Source organism: Exiguobacterium sp. s161, assembly GCF_018619045.1.
Taxonomy (GTDB): domain Bacteria; phylum Bacillota; class Bacilli; order Exiguobacteriales; family Exiguobacteriaceae; genus Exiguobacterium_A; species Exiguobacterium_A indicum.
Window position 1 is genome coordinate 97,825 of the sequence record NZ_JACSNH010000006.1, and the last position, 23,715, is coordinate 121,539.

Below are 23,715 nucleotides of genomic sequence, written 5' to 3' on the forward strand. Positions count from 1 at the left end.
CTTCAAGATGGATGTACTTTATCTTGATTATAAACAGGATATGGATAAAATGGATATTTATTTTATGGATGTATCTTACAATTTTGAAAGGAAAGGCATCCGATGCATATGAGCACCGGATGCCTTTTAATGATTATTTAAAATCTGCTACATATTCACCGTATCCTTCTTGTTTCAACTCCTCTTTCGGAATAAAACGTAAAGCGGCTGAGTTCATACAATACCGAAGCCCTGTTGGCTCTGGACCATCCGAGAAGACATGTCCGAGATGGGCATTTCCATGTCGACTTCGGACTTCCATCCGTTTCATGCCGATTGCAAAATCACTTTTCTCAATGATATTACCTGGCTCAAGTGGTTTCGTGAAACTCGGCCATCCTGTCTTCGAATCATATTTATCGTTTGATGAAAACAATGGTTCTCCAGAAATCAGATCGACATAGATACCGTCTGCTTTCAAATCGTGATACGGATTATCAAACGCCGGTTCCGTTCCGTCTTCTTGAGTCACTTTGTACTGGATGGCGGTTAATTTCTTTTTGATTTCTGCATCTGATAATTTTGGATACGTTGGAAGATCGAGCTTTGGCTGATCGTTCCAGTAGCGATTGATGAAGTCGTCGCGTCCAGAAGCTGCCCGGTAAAACTTATACTTTTTCTCACTCTTCAAATAGTAATCCTGATGATATGCTTCCGCTTCATAAAAAGGACCAGCCGCAATCAACGGTGTGACGATTTTATCATCGAAGACTTGTTGTTTCTCTAAATCTTGTTTCGATTGTGCTGCGATTTCTTTTTGTTTCTCATTCGTATAGAAAATCGCCGTTGTATAAGACTCACCACGGTCGACGAATTGACCATCTGCATCCGTCGGATCAATCTGGCGCCAGTAGACATCTAGTAATTGTTTATACGAGATGACGTTCGGATCAAATGTGATCAATACCGCTTCCCGATGACCTGTCGTCTCCGCTGACACTTGGTTATACGTCGGATTTTCAACATCACCGCCTGTATAACCAGAAATGACGGACTTGACTCCTTTTAACTCTTCGAACGGGGGCTCCATACACCAGAAGCATCCGCCAGCTAAAATCGCTGTCTCTTCTGGTTGATAACTCAATTCCTTACTGCCACTTGATTTTGCCTGCTGTTGCTGGAACACGAAGTATCCCCCGACCATGATGACGATGAGACCGATGACTGATACAATCGTCCACATTCGTTTCTTCATCTCCCTTCGCCTCCTTTATTTAGCTTACGTCGCGTGACGTCTATTGGATGTTCTTTTATTTAACTGTACCGCGCTAATGCCCTCTTGTCGTAGCATGTGCTCAAAAGAAGCACATTGGATCTTCCGGATTAAAGAAGTCCAATCAGGGAATAGACTATATATCAAATAACACCAGGAGGGGTATTTATGTTTGATTACACTGTAACGTCACATCACGATTTAGATCACGTCATGACTCAACTGAAGCAAGCTCTCTCCGAGGCATCGTTCGGTGTCTTATGGGAGTTTGATTTAGCAAACAAATTCGAAGAAAAAGAACTCTTTTTTAATGAAAGCTATCACATTTTAGAGGTATGCCAACCTAAAGAGGCGCACCGCGTCGTTTCCCATGACTTACGGGCCGGTTACTTTCTTCCATGTAAAATCGTCGTCTATACCGAAAAAGGACAAACGAAAGTCGGAATGCCAAAACCAACTGCCTTGATGGACTTAGCAGACGAGGCAGCACTTCAAACTGTCGCAAAAGAAGTCGAACATACGTTACGACACGTAATCGATCAAGCTACACAATAACAAAACGCTCTACCTGTACATTGTTTCGTAAAGGAAACATCATACAAGTAGAGCGTTCTTTCGTTCACAGGATGTCGATCCAAATCTTCACGGCTGTCGCTAAAATCAGGACAGCAAGAATGACTTGGAGAATCTTCGTGTTCATCTTCTTCCCGGCGATTGCGCCAAGTGGTGCTGCAATTAAACTAGCAACGACCATGATTGCCGCAGGACCCCAGTCGACTTGTCCGGTCGTGATTTTACCAACCGTTGCGCCGATCGACGAAATGAACGTGATCGCTAATGACGAAGCAATCGTCATCCGTGTCGGGATTTTCAAGAGCACGAGCATAATCGGGACGAGTAAAAAGGCACCTGCCGCACCGACGATTCCGGCTCCGACACCTACGATGAATGCCGATACCGCCGCAATAGTTTTGTTGAACTGGACCTGATCAAGTGGAATGTCGTCGATTCCCTTTTTCGGAACGAACATCATGATCGCTGCCGTTAACGCAAGAACACCATAGACGATGTTGATTGTGTCTTCAGCCAGGATATTTGAACCATACGCACCGATGAAGCTACCGATTAAAATCGATCCCCCCATGTAGACGATCAATGATTTATTCAAATAACCGCCTTTTCGGTAAGCCCAGACGCCACCAATCGTCGCAAAAAAGACTTGAATCGCACTGATTCCAGCAACCTCATGGGCAGAAAATGCTGCAAAGCCGAGTAGCGGCGGGATATACAATAACATCGGGTATTTAATGATTGAACCGCCAATTCCTAACATTCCTGAAATATAGGACCCAACAAATCCGATTAAGAAAATCGTCACGATAAAACCGAATTCCATCGTTCATCACTCCTTAAAAAAGAGAGCCGTAAATCAGCTCTCTTTTCAAAATTAACCTTTTTGAATCCAGAATTTTAGGACGCTTGCTTCTTCTTCATGTTTGACGAGTTCATGACCACCTGATGTCGCCCACGCCTGAAGATCGTTTTTTGCCCCTTTATCCGTTGCATGGACTTCAAGGATTTGACCTGATTCGAGTCCAGCGATGGCTTTTTTTGTTTTTACGATTGGCATCGGACAAGCAAGTCCTTTTGCGTCGAGTACGAGTTCTGATTTCATGTTGTATTCCTCCTGAATGATTTGATATTCGTTATGCGTCGGTTTAGCGTACCGCACAGCGGTTCGGTCCGACTTCCATTTCCCGTTGTGTTTCAAGATCGGGTGTCTGTTTCCCCATGTTTGTTTCACGGATATCTTGATACGCGTTCGGTTGTGGCGGCAGGTTCTCTGTGACCATTTTCCGGAATGTTGCTTCATCGTCGATGTTGAGACCATGATTGTTCGCAAGCAAGATGCTTAATTTTTCCGCTACACTACCATCCGTGTTCAATTCTTCAATGATCATGAAATGTGCCGGTAAGACGATGAGTTCTGGTGAAAGATCACGATACGTGTTGTAGAGCGAATCGCGTAAGTCGCCGACCCAGTCTTCCGCGAGACCGGCTAAATCCGGACGACCAATCGAGTCGATGAACAAGATATCACCCGTCAATAAATAACGCTGATCGACGATGAATGAAGTCGATCCAATCGTATGTCCTGGGGAATAAAGAGCGCGTACTTCAATCGCTGTATCCCCCACTTGAACCGTACTACCGTCTTCAAGTGGTGCATAATCGAATGTGACATCCGTCGCATCTTTTGGCGGCAACCAGTATGTCGCGCCTGTTTTTTCGGCGATGTCGCGTCCTCCAGAAATATGATCCGCATGAAGATGTGTATCAAACACATGCTTAATCGTGACGTTGCGTGATGCGGCATAATCCAAATACACATCTGTCATTCGTGTCGCGTCGATGAGTACGGCCTCTCCTTCTGAGATGACCATATACGAGAGACAACCTTTACCGATTCGAACGAACTGAACGACTTCGCCTTGATCAGTTCCTGTTTCGTTCAGCGTTCCGAGTGAAATCGGTTCTAGATGTTCACTCCATGCTTTCATACCGCCTGACAGATACGATACGTCTCGTCCTGCTTCTTCTAGCATATCGGCGACGAAAATCGATGAACCTTCTTTTGCGCAAACGACGAGAACATCCTGATCCGTCGGAAGCTGATTGAGAATCTCCTCGACACCATCCAACAATTCAAAATACGGAATGTTGAGGTACTTGAAGTTCTCTCCTTCGATTTTCCAATCTTGAAACGCATCCTCATTCCGGACATCTAAGATGAACAGAGACTCACGTCCAATGATTTTTTTTGTAACTTGTGCGGCTGTCATTGCTTGTGCCATATCTACTCGTTCCTCCTCTACTTTACGCTGTTGTATTATTTCGCTGAAACGAGTGTCGTCGTCTCAGACGCCCATTCCTGCATACCCGGTACGACATTGTGGACCGTATACCCCTTGTCACTGAGCTGTCGGCATGCCATGTCACTTCGGCTACCTGTCCGGCAGATGACATAAATCGTCTGATTTGAATCCAGTTCTGCATGGCGTGTCTCCAGTTCGCCTAACGGAATATTGATGGCTCCCGGTACATGGGCGAAGGCATATTCTGCTTGTTCACGAACATCAAGCACCGTGATCGAATCGTCTTGGCGTGCTGCTTCGACTGTTGCGTTGTCGACGGTTTGAGCGAATGCTGCTGGTTCCGTGACATCACCTGTTGATTTCCGAACGTAATGACGGAGCACTTCGCCTTCTTCAATCGTGCCTAAATAATGATTGCCGGTGCTGTTTGCCCAGGCACGGAGATCTGCAGTTGATCCTTTATCCGTCGCCAGGACTTCGATGACTTGTCCTGGTTCTAACGTCTTGATCGTTTTTTTCGTCCGAACGATCGGCATCGGACAAGCGAGACCTTTGGCGTCCAATACGATATCTGATTTAATCCTAGTCATACAATTCGCTCCTTTACGGTGTGGGGTATTATTTCGTTTCGCCTTCGTACGACATCATGCCACCATCCATGTTCGTCACGTCATATCCTTGTCCTTCGAGATATGTCGTTGCGCGACCACTGCGCGCACCAGAACGGCATACCATGACATACTCTTTTTTCTTGTCGAGTTCGTTCATCTTGAATTCAATCAATCCGAGTGGAATATGGATCGCTCCCGGAATCATTCCTTCTTTGACTTCATCGACTTCCCGGACATCAATGACGTTCAGTTGTTCACCACGTTCGATTTTTTCCTGTACTTCTGTTGCTGTCATGCGTTTCATGTTCAATTCCTCCTCTTGATTCGATTTAGCGCCAGGCATTCATTCCGCCACGGACTTCCGTGACATTTGAATAACCGGCTTTTTTTAGTACTTTGACGGCTTGTTTGCTTCGCATCCCGCTTTGACAGATGACGAGCACTTCTTTGTCTTTCGGGATTTGATTCAGTTGACTGTTTAGCGTTTGTAACGGAATGTTCTTAAATCCTTTGATGTGATTGCCTTTGAATTCTGCCGGTGTCCGAACATCAAGATAAAATCGTTTGCGGTCGTTTAGTAACGGCTTCAGTTCCGTGGTCGACACTTGCTTGACGCCTTTTGTTGGGGCGAACATCTTATAAGCGAGATAGCCGACGACGAGCAACAAGATAATCGATAGTACATCCATGCGTCATTCCTCCTTCAAATCATTAGATGAATAGATTGACGTTTCCGTTCTCCGCATCGGCGAGGTAGGCGGCAACACCTGCATACTCAATCCCGTCGTGTAATTCTTCCTGTTTCAAACCGAGTAAATCCATCGTCATCGTACAGGCGACGAGTTTGACATCCTGCTCTTTCGCTAATTCGATTAAGTCCGGAAGCGGCATCGCATTGTGCTTCTTCATGACGTTTTTAATCATTTTTTGACCTGCACCACCGAAGTTCATTTTCGAGAGTGGCATCTTATCAGCACCGCGTGGCATGAACTTACCGAACATCTTCTCAAGGAATGTTTTATCCGGCTGGATCGGTTCATCTTTACGCATCGCATTCAAACCCCAGAAGGTATGAAAAATCGTGACTTCGTGATCGTATGCGGCTGCACCGTTGGCAATGATATAAGCTGCCATGACTTTGTCGTACTCTCCACTAAATAAAACGATGGTTGTTTTTTTTGTATCTGACATGAACGTAAATCCTCCATTTTTTACCCTAAGGGGTATATTAATTCGTAAAAAATTTTATCTGCTTTTCATTAAGAGTTGAACAGCCTCTGCAACGGCTTGTTCATGATTTTCCGTCGCATCATCCTGACGGACACAGTCGATCAAGTTTTCACTGACGACGAGACCGATGACGCGATCGATTGCACTACGTGTAGCGCTCAGTTGTGTGACGACATCCTTACAGGACGCCTCTTCTTTCATCATTCGAACGATTCCGTGGATTTGTCCTTCAATCCGATTCATCCGATGAATGATGCGATCTTCATAACCGTTTTCCATATGAAGTCCATCTCCTTTTTTAAATGTGACATACGTCATACCTCGTTGGTACATTTCACACAATAATACCTATAGGGGTATAAGTCAACGAAAAAGATTTCCGATTTTGTTGCCATTGTAGAACGTCCGGAAATCTTTTTACATTTAACCTTTCCAATTCGCCTGTAAAAAAGTGATCCAATGTTCTGCAAGGCGAGTCGGTATCTTCTCTGGTAACAGATAACGAAACGTTCGTTTAGAGATCCCTTTCGCATGAAGCGTAAAGGACTCGGATGGGAAAGACGTGACGAGTCGTTCCGACAAGGCTGCAATGCCACTCCCATTAAAAACAAGTTGACGCACTAAATAGTTGGCATCGACTGTAATCGTTCGTGCGGGAACGATCGACGAAGCATCTAGCCAACGATCGAGCGCATAGCGGGATGCAGATCCTTCTTCGCGAACGATCCACGTTGCATCGTTTAACGAAAGGTGGGACGCACCAATGATGTACAGTTGATCTTTCGCAAAGACGATTTGTTTGATCCCATCAAGTGTCAGTTCTCCTTCGATCATCCCGAGATCAATCTCACGATGTCTTAAGGCTGCTGCCACTTGATCGTGATTCATTAATTGGATATCTAGCGATACCTCGGGATGAGCGCTTGAAAACAGATGAATCATGTCATCGAGCAACATTTCGTGAATCGTATGCGTTGCTCCGATCCGTAAGGTTCCGCGGAAGACACCTTCCGATTCATCCAGCTGGGACTGCATCTGTTCGAGTTGGAAAAGAATTTCTTTTGCATGGCGATAGACAATCCAGCCCATTTCCGATACCTCGACCCCTATTGCGAATGAATCACGTATTAACAATGAATGTCCGATCTCTTCTTCTAGTCGTTTGACGTGAACACTGACCGTCGGTTGCGACAGAAATAATTGTTCTGCCGTTTTCGTAAAGTGACGTGTTTCAACGAGTGTGACGAACGTTCTGAGTTCAGTTAATTTCAACAATACCCCTCCTTATTACATTTCATAATCATTTATATATAATTAATTCATTTTTATAATCTTGTATTCCTCTTTCATACTCAAGGTATCACGTATTAGAAAGAAGGACTGTTTCATGATGTATATCTCATTTATTTTGTTAGGAGCAACCATCGGCATACTCTCCGGCTTTTTCGGAATCGGTGGCGGCATCATCCTGACCCCACTTTTGTTGATTCTTGGCTATGAAGCAAGCACCGCGATTGTCCTCAGTCTGTTGCTGACACTCGGATCGACTGTGACCGGCACGCTCTCGCATCTTCGATTAAAAACATTCCGTTTTCGTGATGCCGGGATCATTGGTCTGTCTGGCATCATCGGTTCTGCGTTGATCACACCAGTCGTCTTTTGGCTCGAGCGTCATGCTGGTGCTGATGTCGTCTTATCAAGTCTCTACATTGTCTTACTGATTGGTTTTTCGATTCAATTCCTTCGTCCCCGTTCAAAGGAACGTCCGTCTTTTCCGGTCCATCATGCTTCCGTCGTGAAGCTCGCTGTCATCGGACTTGCTGCCGGAATTCTCTCTTCATTGATGGGTGTCAGCGGTGGATTCTTGTTGACGCCGCTCTTGCTCGCCTGGGTTCGCTTTCCGCTCAAACAAGCAATCGGAACGAGCATCGCCTCTGCGACATTGATTGTTCTTGGAGGCGTGACGAGTTATGTTGCTTCCGGAACCAGTGCTCCGTTATCACTCGGGATTGCTTTAATCGTCGGTGCGTTCATCGGCTCACCACTCGGTGCTTCACTCTTGCATCGCTTCAATGAACCGTTCGTTCAAAAGACGTTAGGAATCTTTTATAGTGTCGTCGCCTTAAGCGTCATCGTCAAAGTATTCGGTCTTCCTTATCTGTCACTCGTCTTACTCGCTTTATTCACACTCAGCCTGTTGAGCGTCTTCGGTTACCGGATTCTTAAAACGGCCTAAATGAAAAAGCAGCTGACACATCGTCAGCTGCTTTTGTGCGTGCTCAATGATTAACGCACGCTTTCTTCTTTGATTTTTTGTGGTTTCATGATTTTTGCCTCTTTTTTCTGACGCATGCGTTCCGCATTCATCAACCCCCCCAACATCAGGACGACAGCAGATAAATAGAACCATGTCATCAAGACGATGATTCCGGCAAGCTGACCGTAAAGACGATCGTAACTCCCGAACTCAGCATAGTAAGAGAAGAATTCCGAAACGACTTGCCAAGCGATCGTCGCAAAAATGGCTCCAGGGAGTACTTGACGAACCGTTAGTCGGACACTCGGTAAAATCCGATACAATAAGATGAAAAAGACAAGTAAGAACAACGTCCCGAGTCCCCAGCGGAATAAGAACCAGATCCACGAATAGTTCGTCACGAAATCAGCGACGATTGCAAAGTGGTTGATGAAACGCCGTGTTAACTTTTCTGAAATCGGAACAATCAATGAAATCGGTAAGATGATCATCATCCCGATCGTAAAGGCGAAGTCTTGCAAGAGTCCGCGCCAGAATGGCGCTTTTCGTGTCACTTCGAGCGCATCGTTCAGCGAGCGGACAAGTGACTGGACCGACATCGAAGCAAGCCAAAAGGCAGCAAGGAAACTGATCGAGGCAAGTTTGAAGCCACCTTGATCAAAGATTCCAACGACGTTCCGCTGAATCAAGTCGTACGTTTCTGCCGGAGCAAACGGTCGAATTAAATCCAGCACGTTATCGGACGTAAACGGTAAGAACGAGACGATCCCAACTACGAATAATAAGAACGGGAATAAGGACAACATCAGATAATAGGCGAGTTGAGCCGATTTATCAAAAAAGGCTTCACCAAAAAAACGGGCAAATACAGGTTTGATTAAAGACATACAAATTTCCTCACTTTCAACTAATTCTCTACACTATCCCCCATTTCATACCTCCTTTAAACTTTTCGAAGTCTTTTGAACTTATAACAACCTTATACATCATTCAAGTTTGTCGCTTCGGTTCTGCGCGGGGTACACTAGGAACAGAGATTGTATCGTGCTTGTTTTTTAGAAAGGATTTCGATTCGTGTACTCACTCATTCAAACCGAAGCAGAACGCTTCTTTACTTCTTATATAGAGCAATACCCCGAAATGGCCGGACGTCAGCAAGAAGTCATCCGTTCGATTGAAACGACAGGAACGTACGAACAGACGGCTTCCGAGCTAGCGTTCGGTGCCAAGCTCGCTTGGCGGAACAGTAACCGATGTGTCGGACGTCTCTTTTGGGAACAACTCCATGTCTTTGACGCGCGGGATGCGTTGACCGTTGAAGCGGTCCGCGACGCGTTATTTGAGCATATCCGGTTCGCGACGAACGAGGGACGAATTCGCTCAACGATCACGATTTTCCATCCGACACGTGTCCGGCTGCATAATCACCAACTGATCCGCTACGCTGGTTATGAGACCGCAACAGGAATCATCGGCGATCCGGCTTCCATCCAACTGACGCGCCAATGTGAAGCACTTGGCTGGTCCGGAGCACGTACCCCCTTTGATATCCTGCCCCTCTTGATTGAACTCGATGGACAAGTCAGTCTGCATCCGATTCCAGATGAGCTCGTGCTCGAAGTCAGCATCACACATCCTGACTATGATCTGTTCGGTGGTCGCGAAGTCCGCTGGTATGCTGTGCCGATGATTGCCGACATGCAGCTCGAGATCGGTGGCATCGTCTATCCGTGTGCCCCGTTCAACGGATGGTACATGGGAACAGAAATCGGTGCTCGTAACCTCGCTGATACGGATCGTTACGATCTGTTACCGCTCGTCGCGACACATCTCGGTCTGAATACCTCACGTGAACGATCGCTTTGGAAAGACCGAGCGCTCGTCGAACTGAACGTTGCCGTACTCGAATCGTTCGAACGTGCCGGTGTTACGATCGTCGATCACCATACGGCTGCCAAACAGTTCGCTCGTTTTGAAAAAAATGAAGCCGCGTGTGGTCGTGATGTCACCGGGGAATGGTCCTGGCTCGTGCCACCGATGAGTGGGGCAACGACGCATATGTTCCATAAGGATTACGACTCGGAAATCAAACGACCGAACTTCTTTCCAAAATCAACACAGACGGCACCTGTAACCCGCTGTCCGTTTCACCAAGGAGTATTGAAATGAATTATGTCGAACAGTTACGTCAAAAAATCGGTCATGACCCAGTCATTCTCGTCGGTTCCGTCGTCCTCGTCGTACAAAATGAACACATTTTGCTCGAACAACGCAACGAAACACAAGCCCGCTTTGGTTTACCCGGAGGATTGATGGAATGGGCGGAATCACCGGAAGAGACCGCGCGTCGGGAACTCGCGGAAGAGACGGGATTAGAAGTGGAACGATTAACGTTACTTGATGTCTACTCTGGTCCGCAATACGTGACGACCTTAGCGAACGGAGACGTGTTTCAAAGCGTCACTCTCGCCTATATCGGTGAACATCCGATCGGAACGTTAAAGCAAAGTGATGAAAGCATCAAGCTCCAGTTCGTACCGCTTGATGACTTACCTGATCATTTGGTCGGCTCTCACGCTCGAATGATTGAAGACTACAAAAACCGCCGCTAAATGAATAGCAGCGGTTTTTGTTTATAGCGACTGACGCATGATGTATTGTTTCAAATCCCGCTGAGTCCACCCTTCAGAACGTAATGCCTCCCAAACCTGCACATCTGTTGATTGATAATGGTAGGTCGTTCCCGGTAAACGACGGACGACTTCTGTCGCATGTCGTGCTTTTTGTTCTGCTGGACCTACGACTGACAAGAGAGATGATCCGGCTACTGCCACTACACTTGCTTCTAATTGGTAATAATCCGTTTGTAATTGCTGCATGACATGAGGATCTTGCTGCCAGATGTATTCCCCTTGTCCATGGTATTGTTTTAAAAACTCCACTTCTTCGATCGTCGGCAGAGCGGCTTCTTGACGTTCATCCGTTAAATGAAAATATCCGATTTCTCCAACAATCTTATAGTGAAGCGATTCATACAAGCGAATTGCCGGATCGTTCCCTTGAATGACTTCAAGCATCAGACCATCCATTCCGATTTCTTTAGCATGGCTCAGTTGTGCTTGATACAAGGCTTTCGCGATCCCAAGACGACGATATTGTGGTGAAATCCCCAGTCCCCCACACCGCATGATGCGTTGACCCTCGATCTCCTTCCAACCGTTCAGCCAGAGACCGACCGGTATTTCTCCATGATAGGCAACGAATGAATGCTCCAATTGGTTCCCGTCTCGTTCGATGATGCGCTCTTGGAATTCTGCTTCCGATAAGTGCAGTGGAATCAAATAATCTTGGAATCCATCCTGCATCGCTTTGTACGCCGTTTTTACGCCAGGTTCGCGTTGAATATGAATCATCGAAAAACCTCCTTTTCCACTGAGCTGTTTCGCTTTCGTTCGCCTCATTTCCTGCATACAAAAACACCCTTGTCGCCAAGGGTGTTAGTCGATTCATTGATGGAGTTTCGAACGCTTGCGTCCATATCCGAAGTACAACAGTAATCCAATGGCTGTCCAGACAAAGAAGGCAATCCACGTGAATGGTTGTAAGTTGAACATGAGCATGATACAAGCAAGGACTGACAAAATCGGTAAGACTGGGACGAACGGAACCTTAAAGGCGCGCTTCAAATCGGGACGCGTCCGGCGTAGGACGATGACCGCGATCGAGATGAGCGAGAAGGCTGCCAGTGTTCCGATGTTGATCAATTCAGCAAGTGTACCAAGCGGCACGAATCCAGCGATTAAACCAGCAGTCGTTCCGAGAATCCAAGTCGCTTTAACGGGTGTGTGTGACTTTTCATTGACGTCTGAGAAGACTTTCGGTAATAATCCGTCACGGCTCATCGCGAACAAGAGACGGACAAGACCAAATGTCATGACGAGGATGACCGTCGTCATACCAACGATGGCTCCTAAATCGACGAATCCAGCGACCCAGTCTTGGCCTGCCACTTTTAAGGCAAGGGATACTGGGCTATCAACACCTTCAAACTGTTTGAATGGAACGATTCCGACCATGATGGCAGAGACGACGACGTACAAAACGGTAACGATCGCAAGCGATCCTAAAATCCCAACCGGTAAGTTACGTCCCGGGTTTTTGACTTCTTCTGCTGCCGATGTAACGGCATCGAATCCAAGATAAGCGAAGAAGGCAATCGCTGATGCTTGCAGGACACCGCTCATACCGAACGGCGCAAACGGCTTGTAGTTGCCTGGTTCGATATACCAGATCCCGACGACGATGAACAAGACGACGACGGCAACTTTGACGAGTACCATGATGTTGTTGACGCGTTTTGTCTCTTTAATCCCAAGCGAAAGCAAGAGCGTGATGACCATCAGAATCAAGAACGCTGGTAAGTTAAAGAACGTTTCGCTTCCTGGTACAGCACCTGGAGCAGCTGTTAAAGCTGTCGGTAAATGGAGACCAAAGCCTGCTAACAGTGACTGGAAGTACCCTGACCAGCCGGTTGCAACGGCACTTGAAGCAAGTCCGTATTCTAAAATGAGACACCAGCCGATGATCCAAGCTACGACTTCCCCGATCGTTGCGTATGTATACGTATATACACTACCTGAGACGGGAATCATCGACGAAAATTCAGCATAACAAAGGGCTGCGAGCGCACAGACGATAGCGGAAATAATGAATGAGATCGGTAAAGCAGGTCCTGCGTAAAGAGCGCCCGTTCCTGTCAGAACGAAAATTCCGGTCCCGATGATGGCACCGATTCCGAGTAAAATAAGGTCAAACCCTGATAAATGACGTGCCAGTTTGGAATGTTGTTTCATGTCCATCATTACACTGACATCTTTCTTGCGAAGCAAACTCATGTTTCATCCTCCGAACTTTTCTCTTTTTTCTGAATATTCAAATCATTGAGGTAATTGACTTTCTAATCATAACAAACGATGTCAGGTTCGATAAGTCTTTTTTTCTGTATTTTTTCACAAAGTGGTCAAACCACTTTTGTGAAAATGCGACAACGCTTTGATGCGTCAACGCAAAAACACCCTTTCCTCAAAATGAGAGGAAAGGATGTACTCGTATTACGGACGATCGTTTGGATGATCGAGGTTAGGACCTTTATGATCATCTGGATCGATCGGATAATCATCTTGCTGTGCTAAATCGTTTTCTGGCAATGCACCTTTTGGTGTACCATGTGTCGTCTCATCTGTTGAAGAAGAGCGCGCTGAACGTGGTGCACGATCTGGTGTGACATCATCTGCTGCTTGTGAAGCTGCACCTTTTGCTGCATCTTTTAAGCTCGGTGATGAAGAAGTCGATGCTGACTTACTTGGAAGGTTCGATGTGTCGACTTCCGTATTCTCTGCTTTCTTTTGCAGACGATCGAGGTAACGCGATGCATTGTCACGTCCACCAAGACCAAAGGCAAGACCGAAAGCAAGCGCAAGTGCTCCAAGGATCAAGATGAAGGCTGAGTTGACGATCGTATCAGCAACACCCAATTGATCAAGTGCCATGAAGACAGCAAGTGCAAGAATCGCATACTTCGCAACGCTTGAGAGGACTTTTAGTTCAGAGTTGCCGAACAAGCTGTCCATCGTACGTTTGACGAGGTTGCTGACGATGATCCCGATTGCGAGAATGATGATCGCTGTCAAGACGCTCGGTAAGAACGCAAGGACGGCACGACCGAGGTCGACCATGAAGTCAAGACCAATCAAGTTGAATGCTTCGACGACGAAGAGAACGACGATGACGATCTCAACGAGTGCACCTACGATTGAAGCTGGTGATGTAGAAGCTTGGTTCGCATCCCATGAACCGATCTTCAAGTGACGTGTCAGGTTGTTGAATCCAAGACGTGATAAGAGATCCGTAACGAATTTCTTGATGAAACGTCCGACATAAAGACCGACAAGAATTAGAACGACACCAACGATGATGTTCGGAATCATACCAAGGACATCGTTCAACATGTTGATCGCTGGTCCTGTGATTCCTTTAATGTTCAATTGATCAAGTGCTGAAATCGTGATTGGAATCAGAATCAAGATGAAGACGACTGTTCCGAGAATCGACGAAAGTGATTTCGCATCTTTTTGATCCGTTGATCCAAGGTTGAAGCGAGCTGCAAATTTATCCGTTCCAACAGCATGAAGGAAATTCGTCACGATATCGCGGACGATTTTCGCTACGAGGAAGCCGACGAAGAAGATGGCTGCCGCAGCAATCAAGCGTGGAATGAATCCAAGGAATGACGATAACAATTGGCTGAACGGTTGTGAGACACTCTCAATGTTCAACGCACCGAGTACACCCGGTAGGAACAGAAGCAAGACGAGGTAGAAGACGATCTCCCCTGCGATTTTTGGATAAGCTGAAAGATCTGTCTGACCTTGAAGCATCTTGTTCGAACGTACTTTGTCGTTCGCCATCAGCTTCGTACCTGCTTTGACGATGATCATGCGGAGAACGACCGCAATGACGTACGCCAAGAGGAGGATGAGGGCTGCTTTCAAGATATTCGGGATTGCCGCGAGTAATGTACTCATCGTATCCGCAAGTGGTCCAGCAATGATGTTCAGATCAAGGATGTTGAAGACCAAGATAAGAACGAAGACCATGAGCACCCAAAAGACGACGGTTCCGATGATTTTTTCAGGTGTCCACTTTTTCTTCTTTGGTGGCGTACCCTCTTTTTGAGGTGACAACTTGTTGACGACCCCAGACTTCTCTAACGCTTTTTGAACTCCGTTCGCGATCAGCTTGGCAATGAGCCATCCAATTAAAAAGACGATGATCGCTCCAAGCAAGTTGCCGAGTGATCCGAGAATGCCGTTCAAGTTCAACGACGTTCCGTTCCAAATGTTATTCATCCTGCCACACTCCTTCACCTAAATAAAATTATATATTTCTGACACTTCTTTAATTTCCCCAGCTAAAGGATTTATTAAACCCGTGTCCGTACCAGAATGTGGCGTTTTTTGTTTTCAATACAAAAAATGGGATGTTTGCTATATGTGAGGATACACTGCTACAACAATCATTTCGGAAAAAAGCAGTATCGTCTAAATGACGACACTGCCTTATATCAAACGACTTCTTTTTCAGAGAACTGACTGTTGTATAGATCTGCATAAAACCCGTCTGCCTCGAGTAATTCTTCATGTGTGCCCTGTTCGATGACACTTCCTTGATTCATGACGAGAATCAGATCGGCATCCTTGATCGTCGACAGACGATGGGCAATGACGAAGCTCGTCCGCCCTTCCATCAAGCGACGCATCGCTTGCTGGATGAAGACTTCCGTCCGTGTATCTACACTAGAGGTCGCTTCATCGAGAATCATGATCGGCGGATCGGCAAGAACGGCCCGCGCGATTGTCAACAACTGTTTCTGACCTTGCGAGATGTTCGAGGCTTCCTCGTTCAAGACCGTATCATACCCGTCCGGCAACGTCCGGATGAAGTGATCAGCGTGCGCTGTTTTGGCTGCGGCGATGATTTCCTCCTCGGTCGCTCCACTCTTACCGTAAGCAAGATTATCTCGGATCGTACCGTTGAAAAGCCACGTATCTTGTAAGACCATCCCGAACGTCGTCCGTAAGTCTTCGCGTGACATCTCGCGGGTATCGATGCCGTCAATCCGGATCGTCCCCCCGTTCAACTCATAAAAGCGCATCAATAGATTGATCATCGTCGTCTTACCAGCACCGGTTGGTCCAACGATCGCGACCGTTTGTCCCGGTGCGACATCGATGTTCATATCCTTGATCAAGAGATCGGTTCCGTAACCAAAATCAACGTGTTCGAACGCGACCGCTCCTTCAGCCTGTGCGAGACGATGTGTCGTCACTTCCTTGATTTCTTCTTCTTCGTCTAGTAATTCAAAGACACGTTCTGCTGCTGCGACCGTCGATTGAACGATGTTCGCGATGTTCGCCGTCTGTGTGATCGGTTGCGTGAACTGGCGTGTATAGGTGATGAACGCTTGGATATCCCCGATCGAGATCGCCCGTTGCGTAACGAGAATCCCGCCGACGATACTGATCAGGACGTAACTGATATTTCCGATGAACATCATCATCGGCATGATGATCCCGGAGATGAACTGTGCTTTACGTCCTGCTTCATACAACTCTTCGTTGACGGCATCGAACTGTTCGACTGCTTTACGTTCATGCCCGAACGCCTTGACGACCGAGTGTCCGGTATACATCTCTTCGACGTGACCGTTCAATTGGCCAAGTGTCCGTTGTTGGTCAGCAAAGTATTTTTGGGATCGTTTCAAAATCGGACGGATCGCAAAAATCGAAACCGGTAATGAGACGAGCGAAATCAGCGTTAACAGCGGACTAATCGTCAACATCATGATCAGAATCCCGACGATTGTCACGATTGAGGTGATGAACGATGTCACACTTTGTTGTAACGTACTCCCAATCGTATCGATATCGTTCGTCACACGGCTGAGTGTCTCCCCGTTCGGACGACCATCGTAATATTTCAATGGCAGGCGTTCGAGTTTATGATTGACGTCTTCGCGTAAATCGTAGACTGTTTTTTGAGCGATACCTGACATCAAATACTGTTGCAAGTAATTGAACAGACTACTGATGATATACAGTCCAGCAAGCCAGAGCAGGATCTGTCCGATTTTCGTGAAATCGATCGCTGCTCCCGGCACACCTTGGAACTTCGCATACGCCCCTTCAAACAATTCCGTGATTGCCGTCCCCATGATTTTCGGACCGGCAATCATGAAGACCGTACTGAGGATGGCTGCAAGGAAAACACCAACGAGCGCCGTCCGACGCGGACGCAGATACCGAAGCAGACGACGGAACGTTGCTTTGAAATCCTTTGGTTTTTCTCCGAGCATCATCATATTTCCGCCACCGGGACCACCAGGCGGAGGACCGCCGGCAGGTCGTTTTTTCTCACTCATGCGATTTCCTCCTCTGATAGTTGTGACTTAACGATTTCCTGGTAAACGGCATTGTCAGCAAACAATTCATCGTGCGTTCCGATTCCGGCGACTTTCCCTTCATCAAGGACGATGATTTGATCGGCGTCAATAACGGTGCTGACACGCTGAGCGACGATCAAGACCGTTGCTTCACGTGTTTCTTCCCGTAAGGCTTTTCGAAGTGCCGCATCAGTTTTAAAGTCGAGCGCTGAAAAACTGTCATCAAAGACATACAAGTCCGGTCGACGAACAAGTGCCCGAGCAATCGACAACCGTTGTTTTTGCCCACCAGAGACGTTTGATCCACCTTGTTCGATGCGTGCATCGTAACCGTCTGGCATCCGTTCGATGAAATCGGTCGCTTGTGCGATTTGCGCTGCATGCGCGACTTCTTCGTCTGTCGCGTCCTCTTTCCCGAAGCGAATGTTTTCCGCGATCGTACCCGTGAACAATAACGCCTTTTGGGGAACGAAGCCGATTTTCGACCGCAGTTCCTCTTGCGGGACATCCTGGCTATCGACACCGTTGACGCGGATACTCCCTTCCGTCACGTCATAAAAACGAGGAATCAAATTGACGAGTGTTGATTTACCAGAACCGGTTCCGCCGATCACAGCCGTCACTTCACCTGGTCGTGCCGCAAAACTGATATCGGATAAGACAGGTGTCTCAGCACCTGGGTAACGGAATGTGACGCGATCAAAGACGAGCGTTCCTTTTTCACGGTCAGCGGTTTGTGTACCCTCATCTGTCATCGTCGGAGTCATCTCGAGGACTTCATTGATCCGTTTCGCCGAGACGGCTGCCCGCGGAATCATGACGAACATGACCGATGCCATGACGAGAGCGAACATGATTTGCATGACGTACTGGATGAATGCCATCAAATCCCCGATTTGCATGCCGCCATTATCGATCCGAATGCCCCCGAACCAAATGACACCGACGACCGTCAAGTTCATGACGAGCATCATCACTGGCATCAAGAACGCCATGATTTTATTGACCTTGATCGAGACTTCTGTCAAATCCGCGTTCGCTTTCGTCAATCGTACTTGTTCATCGCGTTCTCGGTTAAAGGCACGGATGACACGAATGCCGGTCAGGTTTTCTCGCAGGACGAGGTTCAGACGGTCGAGTCGCTTTTGGACCTTTCCGAACAACGGAACCCCTTTCCACAGGATCAACAGGATTGAAATAACAAGGACCGGCATCGCCGCGACGATGACAAGTGATAGTTTGGCATCTTTTGAGACAGCCATGATCAATCCACCGATGAACATGATCGGCGCACTGACGACCATCCGTAACATCATGATGACGACTTGTTGGACTTGCGTGATGTCGTTCGTCGTCCGTGTGATCAATGACGCCGTTCCGACTTGGTCGAACTCTTGCAGGGAGAACCGTTCAACATGGTTGAAGACTTGGCGACGGATATCCCGTCCGAGTCCCATCGACGCCTTCGATGAATAATAACTGGCGGCAACTGCAGCTAACGCCCCGACACCGGTTACCCCCAGCATGACGGCACCAATTTTCCAGATATACGCGGTATCGCCGGTAACGACGCCTTTATCGATAATGTCCGCCATCAGTGTCGGTAAATACAAATCGGACATCGATTGTGCAAATACAAGGATAAGCACAGCAAAGACCGCCCATTTATAGACCGTCAACCGTTTGAGTAACTTAATCATCCGAACATCCTCCTTTCAGATCTGGACGTAAAATCTGACCGATTCCCTCAGCAATCATTGCGTGTGTTTCAAGCATCTGTTCGAATACGTCCGGCTCAATCGTCGCAAGCACTTGCTCAAGTTGACGTTGCATGCCTTTTTCTTGTTCCTTGATGTCGGTGACGAATTGCTGACCTTGATCACTAAGCATCAAAACGACTTCCCGTCGATTATCGGGGTTTGTCTCGCGAATGACCCAGCCCGATTGGACGAGCCCTTCAATCGACTGACTGAGTGTGCTTTTCGGTAAATGCGTATGCGCAGCAAGCTCTTTTTGTGAGATCGGTCCACGCGGTGCAATCGTCATCAAGCTATGAAATTGCGGTAAGCTGAGTCCATTTTCCTGTGCCGTCTGGTGTGCTGCTCGGACCAGATGACGCTGGACATTCCAAAACGACTGCATCATCGCTGTCGAACGGGTCGTTTCCGTTTGATCCATCTTGTTTCGCCTCCTTGTTCCATTTCAAATCGTTCCAAAGGGAACAATTACTTATATGAATTAAATTACGCCGATTATTTTTGATTGTCAACGAAAAGGCAATGTGAAAAATCACATAGTTTTTGCTATGCTCAAGGAACACAAGGAGTGAGCATAGATGAGACATGAAATGGGATTATTTGAAGAACCGTTTCGTTCGATTGAACAAGGACGAAAGACCGTCGAGATTCGACTAAATGATTTAAAACGACAACAGGTAAAAGTCGGTGATCAGATTCGGTTCACGCATACGGAAACGAGCGAGACACTACTTGTTCGTGTAACAAAACGACAAGTCTTTCCTGATTTCCGAGCGCTTTATGAACACATCCCAAACGAAGCTATCGACTGTGTCGGTTGGTCGCTCGACGAACTCGTAACGTCAACTTACTCGATCTATTCAAAAGAAGCCGAGCAACAGTACGGGGCACTGGCTCTGACGATCACATTAGAACCATAAAAAAACGTCTTTTCTACGCTTACAGTAGAAAAGACGTTTTTTCGATTCATTCCGGTTCGACGTGAACATGGATATCGTAGACACCATATTCTTCCGTCAGTGTATCCTCGACACGTGTCGCAATATCGTGCGCCTGATGGATATTCAATGTGGAGTTGACGAGGATAACAACATCGACGACTTCATTGTTGCCGTAGTTACGTCCTTTGATTGACTTGATCCCTTTGACACCTTCGAGATCGAAGATGACATCTTCATACATCTTCAGCTTCTTCTCATCGAAGCCATCCGTCAGTTCGTGTGACGCTTCCGTGAAGATGTCCCATGCTGTCTTACAGATCAAGAAGCCGACGATGATCGCGGTCACGACATCAAGCCATGGCATACCGAACTGTGAACCGACGATCCCGATTGTCGTCCCGACACTGACCCACGCATCGGATAAATTATCTTTCGCTGCTGCCATGACGGCTTTACTATCAATCTCCTCGGATAACTTCTTATTGTAGCGGTACACGAAGTACATCACGAGGGCTGAACCGATTCCGACGTATGCTGCGAGGATATCCGGTGACTCCTGTTTGCCTTCGAACAACGTCGAGATTGTATCGATCAAGACTTGAAGACCGACTGCCATCATGATGAAGGAAGCTACGAGCGAGGCAATCGTCTCACTTTTCCAGTGTCCGTATTTGTGATCGTCATCTGCCGGACGTTGCGAAATCCGTAAGCCGATCAAGACAGCGATCGACGCGATGATATCAGTCGCATTGTTCAAACCGTCCGCCCGGAGTGCGGCAGAATCTGCTGTATACCCAATGATTAATTTTAAAGATGATAACAAGATATAAGCTGCAATACTGATCATCGCACCGCGTTCGCCGCGTTTTAGATTATCGTATTTTTGTTGTTCCATTCTCGTCGCCCCCACTTTCTCTGCGATTAGCAAACCTCATCGTACCAGTCGGAAATCGAGTGGGTCTAGAGAAATCATTTTGTTTCGAACTAGGTAATTAACAAACACGCAATAATGTTTCCCTATACCAAACAGAATTTAATTGAGTCATGTGGCTCTTTTAAAGAAAATCGGTAGCATTATTTTAAAGAGCAACCAACTTTTTTGACTTGTCAGACTCTTTAACGAACATAATTCGTGCAAGTTCTGAAGGGAATCGGTAGACTAAAGGTACAACACCAAGAGGAGGAGTTCTCACAATGGCAGAATTCATTAAGAGTGAAGAAACATTCAAGGAATTGATTTCAAGTGATGCACCGGTCATCATCAAGTTCGAAGCAGACTGGTGCCCGGACTGTAAACGGATGGATTACTTCATGCCGGACGTCGAGTCACAATTCGACCACTTACCAATCCACACGATCGACAAGGATGAGTTCCCTGAAATCGCATCGAACCACGATGTCATGGGAATCCCAAGCTTACTCGTCTTCAAAAACAATGAAAAACTGGCGCATTTGCATAGTGCAAATGCCAAAACACCAGAAGAAGTTACAGCCTTCCTAAAGCAAAACTTCAACTAAGCAAAAATAACCTGACGCTGCGGCGTCAGGTTATTTTTTATGTATCGATCTGATTTGGGATGCTACTTCAATCCGTCTCAACTTTTCTTAAAAAAGATACGGGTGAACAGATTCGTAATCGTCCCAGCTATCGCTGCTTCGATCAGAGCGACGACCACAATCGCTAAAATATCCTGCATACCTAGAGTTCCTAAGAAATTAATGAGATTCAGAATGAAAAAAAGAATAAAGAAAATCAGATAATCTCGTTTTCGCATCGTAGTCCTCCTACTCAATACGTCTTTGTCGTCTTTCATCGCTACAACACTACCATACATAATATTTTCTAAGGATTACATAATTGAAAGGAACAACCCACATCTACAAAAAACAACATCTACAAAAAAGTAGTCTTTCTCCCGCTCGAGAAAGACTACTTTTGCTTATTTAACGTTCACACGCGATGCCGTCTTTATCCCGGTCTCTTTTCGTGTTTAAGTTATACGTCGCAAGACTCACGTATGCCTTGTACTTTCTTGCTTTGTAAATCGGTTTGCCATTCTTGTCATACCCGGTCCGATTTTTTAGACCCGCTTTTTTCGCGACACCGCCTTTATACGTCTTTTGCATTTCTGCACAACTGGAAAAGGCTTTTGCTTTCGTTGCCGCTTCACTGGCTACCGGAACATGGATCAAGGCGAGACTGACGACACCCGCGAGTACGAGCCGACTCCATTTTTTCATAGGGATTCCTCCTTTTTTCAAAAAACAACGATTCGTCTTTTGATTATAAGAGGTCATTTTTAGAAATTGTTTCCTTTTTTCATTTTTACGTCAATGTTTTTTAAAATCTGACAATCAACGAATATAGGTCGAACTGACGAGGTCATCTTTTAAGATCGACGTCGGGATCTTAAACTCAACGATGCCCATATATCCTGGAGCGATGCTGTACTCATCAAACGACAAAACTAATTTGTGATCTGCCGTAATATAGAAGTTTTGCTTCGCTGAAATGTGCTTGAACTGTTCGTCCTCTGGTACATCCGGTGTTCCTTCGACGAAGTAGACCTTCCCTTCATCGGCTTTCATTTGGCGACGCATCTCTTCTTTTAGATACTCACTGATCGTCGTGATATATCCGTCATCCTTGAACAAGGATGGTAACGTCAGGACCAGCTGTTGTTTTTTGTCGATTGTATCGTATTGGGCGCTTTCCGATGCACTTGCCCGTGTTTCGGTGACGGTTCGCCCAATCGACAACAAGTCGTCCGTATCCGTCTTAACGTCATAGCGGCTATCGACGGCAAATACCCCTTCCTGTCCGTTCGTCTCCTGTTTGAACTTTTCGTAGAGTGCTTGTCCTTCCGCAATATACTTTTCGTTTAGTTGTTGCTCGAGTGCTTTGTCCGGTAACGTCACTTGAGGGGCTTTGATATCAGCCGACTGTTGTGTCTTCGTCTCTTTCCAGTCGATCGTCACGATCTCAGTCAGTTGACCAAAGACCGGCACCTTCGCCATCGCGTCCGCAAATGATGTACTGCTATTTAATCCGCCAACGAATAACGTGATGGCGGCAGCTGTAATCAACACGGATCGCTTCGTCCGCGAAGGACGCGTCCGGTGCTCGACTCGGGCAATCATTTCATCGAGTTCTTTTGGAACCGGTGGTTGTTGGTATGCCTGTTTCAGATCATCAAGTTTGTTCGACATCTAAATCATCTCCATTCAATTTCATTTTCAGTAAGGTCAACCCTTTATACAGCCGGGACTTGGTCGTACTTAAATTCAGCTCTAAAATCGTCGCGACGTCTTTTAAGATCAAGTCCTCGAAATAGTGTAAGATGACGACTTCCCGGTACATGACCGGTAGCTCCTCGAGCGCCTGTCGTAAATCGGAATCCGGGTATGTATCTTCTTTTGTCGCGACGAGTTCGATCAGTCGATCCGTGTCGTAACTGATACTATGCTGACGCTTCCGGATTGCATCAATCGCTGTTCGTGTCAAAATTTGATAGAACCAGGCTTTCATCCGTTCCTCATCCTCGAGTCGATCGAGCGACTGTAACGCTTTTTGGATGCTGTCCTGAATGACATCCAGGCTATCCTGTTCATTTTTCATATAACTGTAGGCTAACCAGTAGAGATTCGGTTTGTATTGCTTTAAAAAACGGACGAATGCTTTTTCCCGTTTTCTCATTTGACGAGAGGTCATAGGCCGCGGCTCCTTTTTTCGATATCGTTCTGTGTATACATCATTAAGACGGGCGAGTCGAGAAAAAAGTTGACGACA

General features: G+C 46.6%; 28 protein-coding genes. 6 read left to right on the forward strand and 22 right to left on the reverse strand.

The window, feature by feature from the left end; translation table 11 throughout:
- Positions 1 to 133: 133 nt before the first annotated feature.
- On the reverse strand, positions 134 to 1,234 hold the full coding sequence (gene msrB / locus KNQ14_RS14105; protein ID WP_214861422.1) for a peptide-methionine (R)-S-oxide reductase MsrB: 1,101 nt from the start codon (positions 1,232 to 1,234) through the stop codon (positions 134 to 136).
- Between the two features lie 186 nt (positions 1,235 to 1,420).
- Between msrB and KNQ14_RS14110 the strand changes: the two genes are divergently transcribed.
- Positions 1,421 to 1,807, forward strand: a complete 387-nt coding sequence (locus KNQ14_RS14110; RefSeq protein WP_214861424.1) for a DUF302 domain-containing protein — start codon at positions 1,421 to 1,423, stop codon at positions 1,805 to 1,807.
- 64 nt (positions 1,808 to 1,871) lie between these two features.
- On the opposite strand, the gene KNQ14_RS14115 is transcribed toward KNQ14_RS14110, so the two are convergent.
- The 9 genes from KNQ14_RS14115 to KNQ14_RS14155 form a co-directional block, all read right to left on the reverse strand.
- On the reverse strand, positions 1,872 to 2,648 hold the full coding sequence (locus KNQ14_RS14115) for a sulfite exporter TauE/SafE family protein (RefSeq protein ID WP_214772119.1): 777 nt from the start codon (positions 2,646 to 2,648) through the stop codon (positions 1,872 to 1,874).
- A 51-nt stretch (positions 2,649 to 2,699) separates the two neighbouring features.
- Positions 2,700 to 2,927 carry a sulfurtransferase TusA family protein gene (locus tag KNQ14_RS14120; RefSeq protein WP_029343316.1) on the reverse strand — a complete coding sequence of 76 codons (228 nt, stop codon included), beginning with the start codon at positions 2,925 to 2,927 and terminating at the stop codon, positions 2,700 to 2,702.
- Between the two features lie 43 nt (positions 2,928 to 2,970).
- Positions 2,971 to 4,107 (reverse strand): MBL fold metallo-hydrolase, encoded by a 1,137-nt coding sequence (locus KNQ14_RS14125; RefSeq protein WP_214861426.1) that lies wholly within the window; start codon positions 4,105 to 4,107, stop codon positions 2,971 to 2,973.
- Between the two features lie 35 nt (positions 4,108 to 4,142).
- The gene (locus tag KNQ14_RS14130) at positions 4,143 to 4,718 is read right to left on the reverse strand and encodes a sulfurtransferase TusA family protein (RefSeq protein WP_214861428.1); all 576 of its coding nucleotides are present in this window, start codon (positions 4,716 to 4,718) and stop codon (positions 4,143 to 4,145) included.
- 28 nt (positions 4,719 to 4,746) lie between these two features.
- Positions 4,747 to 5,043: a rhodanese-like domain-containing protein gene (locus tag KNQ14_RS14135; RefSeq protein ID WP_023466941.1), complete on the reverse strand. Its 297-nt coding sequence runs from the start codon at positions 5,041 to 5,043 to the stop codon at positions 4,747 to 4,749.
- Between the two features lie 25 nt (positions 5,044 to 5,068).
- Positions 5,069 to 5,428 carry a rhodanese-like domain-containing protein gene (locus tag KNQ14_RS14140; RefSeq protein ID WP_047391640.1) on the reverse strand — a complete coding sequence of 120 codons (360 nt, stop codon included), beginning with the start codon at positions 5,426 to 5,428 and terminating at the stop codon, positions 5,069 to 5,071.
- A gap of 22 nt (positions 5,429 to 5,450) precedes the next feature.
- Positions 5,451 to 5,930, reverse strand: coding sequence for a DsrE/DsrF/DrsH-like family protein (locus KNQ14_RS14145; protein ID WP_023466937.1), 480 nt, complete (start codon positions 5,928 to 5,930; stop codon positions 5,451 to 5,453).
- Positions 5,931 to 5,984: 54 nt separating this feature from the next.
- Positions 5,985 to 6,248, reverse strand: a complete 264-nt coding sequence (locus KNQ14_RS14150) for a metal-sensitive transcriptional regulator (protein WP_023466936.1) — start codon at positions 6,246 to 6,248, stop codon at positions 5,985 to 5,987.
- A gap of 144 nt (positions 6,249 to 6,392) precedes the next feature.
- Positions 6,393 to 7,241, reverse strand: coding sequence for a LysR family transcriptional regulator (locus KNQ14_RS14155; protein ID WP_214861430.1), 849 nt, complete (start codon positions 7,239 to 7,241; stop codon positions 6,393 to 6,395).
- Positions 7,242 to 7,356: 115 nt separating this feature from the next.
- Here KNQ14_RS14155 and KNQ14_RS14160 point away from each other — a divergent pair, with 115 nt between their 5' ends.
- Positions 7,357 to 8,205 (forward strand): sulfite exporter TauE/SafE family protein, encoded by an 849-nt coding sequence (locus KNQ14_RS14160; protein WP_214861432.1) that lies wholly within the window; start codon positions 7,357 to 7,359, stop codon positions 8,203 to 8,205.
- A 50-nt stretch (positions 8,206 to 8,255) separates the two neighbouring features.
- Here the strand turns inward: KNQ14_RS14160 and KNQ14_RS14165 are convergent, their stop codons facing one another.
- On the reverse strand, positions 8,256 to 9,113 hold the full coding sequence (locus KNQ14_RS14165) for a YihY/virulence factor BrkB family protein (RefSeq protein ID WP_023466934.1): 858 nt from the start codon (positions 9,111 to 9,113) through the stop codon (positions 8,256 to 8,258).
- Positions 9,114 to 9,300: 187 nt separating this feature from the next.
- On the opposite strand from KNQ14_RS14165, the gene KNQ14_RS14170 reads away from it, so the two are divergent.
- Positions 9,301 to 10,395 carry a nitric oxide synthase oxygenase gene (locus KNQ14_RS14170; RefSeq protein ID WP_214861433.1) on the forward strand — a complete coding sequence of 365 codons (1,095 nt, stop codon included), beginning with the start codon at positions 9,301 to 9,303 and terminating at the stop codon, positions 10,393 to 10,395.
- Positions 10,392 to 10,838, forward strand: a complete 447-nt coding sequence (locus tag KNQ14_RS14175; RefSeq protein ID WP_214748471.1) for an NUDIX hydrolase — start codon at positions 10,392 to 10,394, stop codon at positions 10,836 to 10,838. The genes KNQ14_RS14170 and KNQ14_RS14175 overlap by 4 nt, the downstream gene beginning before the upstream one ends.
- A gap of 21 nt (positions 10,839 to 10,859) precedes the next feature.
- Here the strand turns inward: KNQ14_RS14175 and KNQ14_RS14180 are convergent, their stop codons facing one another.
- The 6 genes from KNQ14_RS14180 to KNQ14_RS14205 form a co-directional block, all read right to left on the reverse strand.
- Complete coding sequence (locus KNQ14_RS14180) at positions 10,860 to 11,639, reverse strand: GNAT family N-acetyltransferase (protein WP_214861435.1); 780 nt, start codon at positions 11,637 to 11,639, stop codon at positions 10,860 to 10,862.
- Between the two features lie 93 nt (positions 11,640 to 11,732).
- Positions 11,733 to 13,121, reverse strand: coding sequence for a branched-chain amino acid transporter BcaP (gene bcaP, locus KNQ14_RS14185; RefSeq protein ID WP_214861437.1), 1,389 nt, complete (start codon positions 13,119 to 13,121; stop codon positions 11,733 to 11,735).
- Between the two features lie 216 nt (positions 13,122 to 13,337).
- The gene (locus tag KNQ14_RS14190; RefSeq protein ID WP_214861438.1) at positions 13,338 to 15,134 is read right to left on the reverse strand and encodes a mechanosensitive ion channel; all 1,797 of its coding nucleotides are present in this window, start codon (positions 15,132 to 15,134) and stop codon (positions 13,338 to 13,340) included.
- A 215-nt stretch (positions 15,135 to 15,349) separates the two neighbouring features.
- Positions 15,350 to 17,206 (reverse strand): ABC transporter ATP-binding protein, encoded by a 1,857-nt coding sequence (locus KNQ14_RS14195; RefSeq protein ID WP_285800985.1) that lies wholly within the window; start codon positions 17,204 to 17,206, stop codon positions 15,350 to 15,352.
- Entirely contained in the window at positions 17,203 to 18,927 is a 1,725-nt protein-coding gene (locus tag KNQ14_RS14200; RefSeq protein ID WP_214861439.1) for an ABC transporter ATP-binding protein, read from the reverse strand. Before KNQ14_RS14200 ends, KNQ14_RS14195 begins: the two co-directional genes overlap by 4 nt.
- Positions 18,920 to 19,405: a MarR family winged helix-turn-helix transcriptional regulator gene (locus tag KNQ14_RS14205; protein WP_214861440.1), complete on the reverse strand. Its 486-nt coding sequence runs from the start codon at positions 19,403 to 19,405 to the stop codon at positions 18,920 to 18,922. Before KNQ14_RS14205 ends, KNQ14_RS14200 begins: the two co-directional genes overlap by 8 nt.
- A 157-nt stretch (positions 19,406 to 19,562) precedes the next feature.
- On the opposite strand from KNQ14_RS14205, the gene KNQ14_RS14210 reads away from it, so the two are divergent.
- Complete coding sequence (locus KNQ14_RS14210) at positions 19,563 to 19,904, forward strand: ASCH domain-containing protein (RefSeq protein ID WP_214861441.1); 342 nt, start codon at positions 19,563 to 19,565, stop codon at positions 19,902 to 19,904.
- A gap of 46 nt (positions 19,905 to 19,950) precedes the next feature.
- Here the strand turns inward: KNQ14_RS14210 and KNQ14_RS14215 are convergent, their stop codons facing one another.
- Positions 19,951 to 20,820 carry a cation diffusion facilitator family transporter gene (locus tag KNQ14_RS14215; RefSeq protein ID WP_058703546.1) on the reverse strand — a complete coding sequence of 290 codons (870 nt, stop codon included), beginning with the start codon at positions 20,818 to 20,820 and terminating at the stop codon, positions 19,951 to 19,953.
- A 299-nt stretch (positions 20,821 to 21,119) separates the two neighbouring features.
- Between KNQ14_RS14215 and KNQ14_RS14220 the strand changes: the two genes are divergently transcribed.
- Positions 21,120 to 21,443: a thioredoxin family protein gene (locus tag KNQ14_RS14220; RefSeq protein WP_023466923.1), complete on the forward strand. Its 324-nt coding sequence runs from the start codon at positions 21,120 to 21,122 to the stop codon at positions 21,441 to 21,443.
- A 77-nt stretch (positions 21,444 to 21,520) separates the two neighbouring features.
- Here the strand turns inward: KNQ14_RS14220 and KNQ14_RS14225 are convergent, their stop codons facing one another.
- From KNQ14_RS14225 to KNQ14_RS14240, 4 genes are all read right to left on the reverse strand, one after another.
- Complete coding sequence (locus KNQ14_RS14225; protein ID WP_133208308.1) at positions 21,521 to 21,700, reverse strand: hypothetical protein; 180 nt, start codon at positions 21,698 to 21,700, stop codon at positions 21,521 to 21,523.
- 169 nt (positions 21,701 to 21,869) lie between these two features.
- Positions 21,870 to 22,166 carry an excalibur calcium-binding domain-containing protein gene (locus tag KNQ14_RS14230; RefSeq protein WP_214861442.1) on the reverse strand — a complete coding sequence of 99 codons (297 nt, stop codon included), beginning with the start codon at positions 22,164 to 22,166 and terminating at the stop codon, positions 21,870 to 21,872.
- A gap of 114 nt (positions 22,167 to 22,280) precedes the next feature.
- The gene (gene rsiV, locus KNQ14_RS14235) at positions 22,281 to 23,135 is read right to left on the reverse strand and encodes an anti-sigma-V factor RsiV (RefSeq protein WP_214806023.1); all 855 of its coding nucleotides are present in this window, start codon (positions 23,133 to 23,135) and stop codon (positions 22,281 to 22,283) included.
- The gene (locus tag KNQ14_RS14240) at positions 23,119 to 23,622 is read right to left on the reverse strand and encodes an RNA polymerase sigma factor SigV (RefSeq protein ID WP_047392144.1); all 504 of its coding nucleotides are present in this window, start codon (positions 23,620 to 23,622) and stop codon (positions 23,119 to 23,121) included. Before KNQ14_RS14240 ends, rsiV begins: the two co-directional genes overlap by 17 nt.
- Between the last annotated feature and the right edge of the window lie 93 nt (positions 23,623 to 23,715).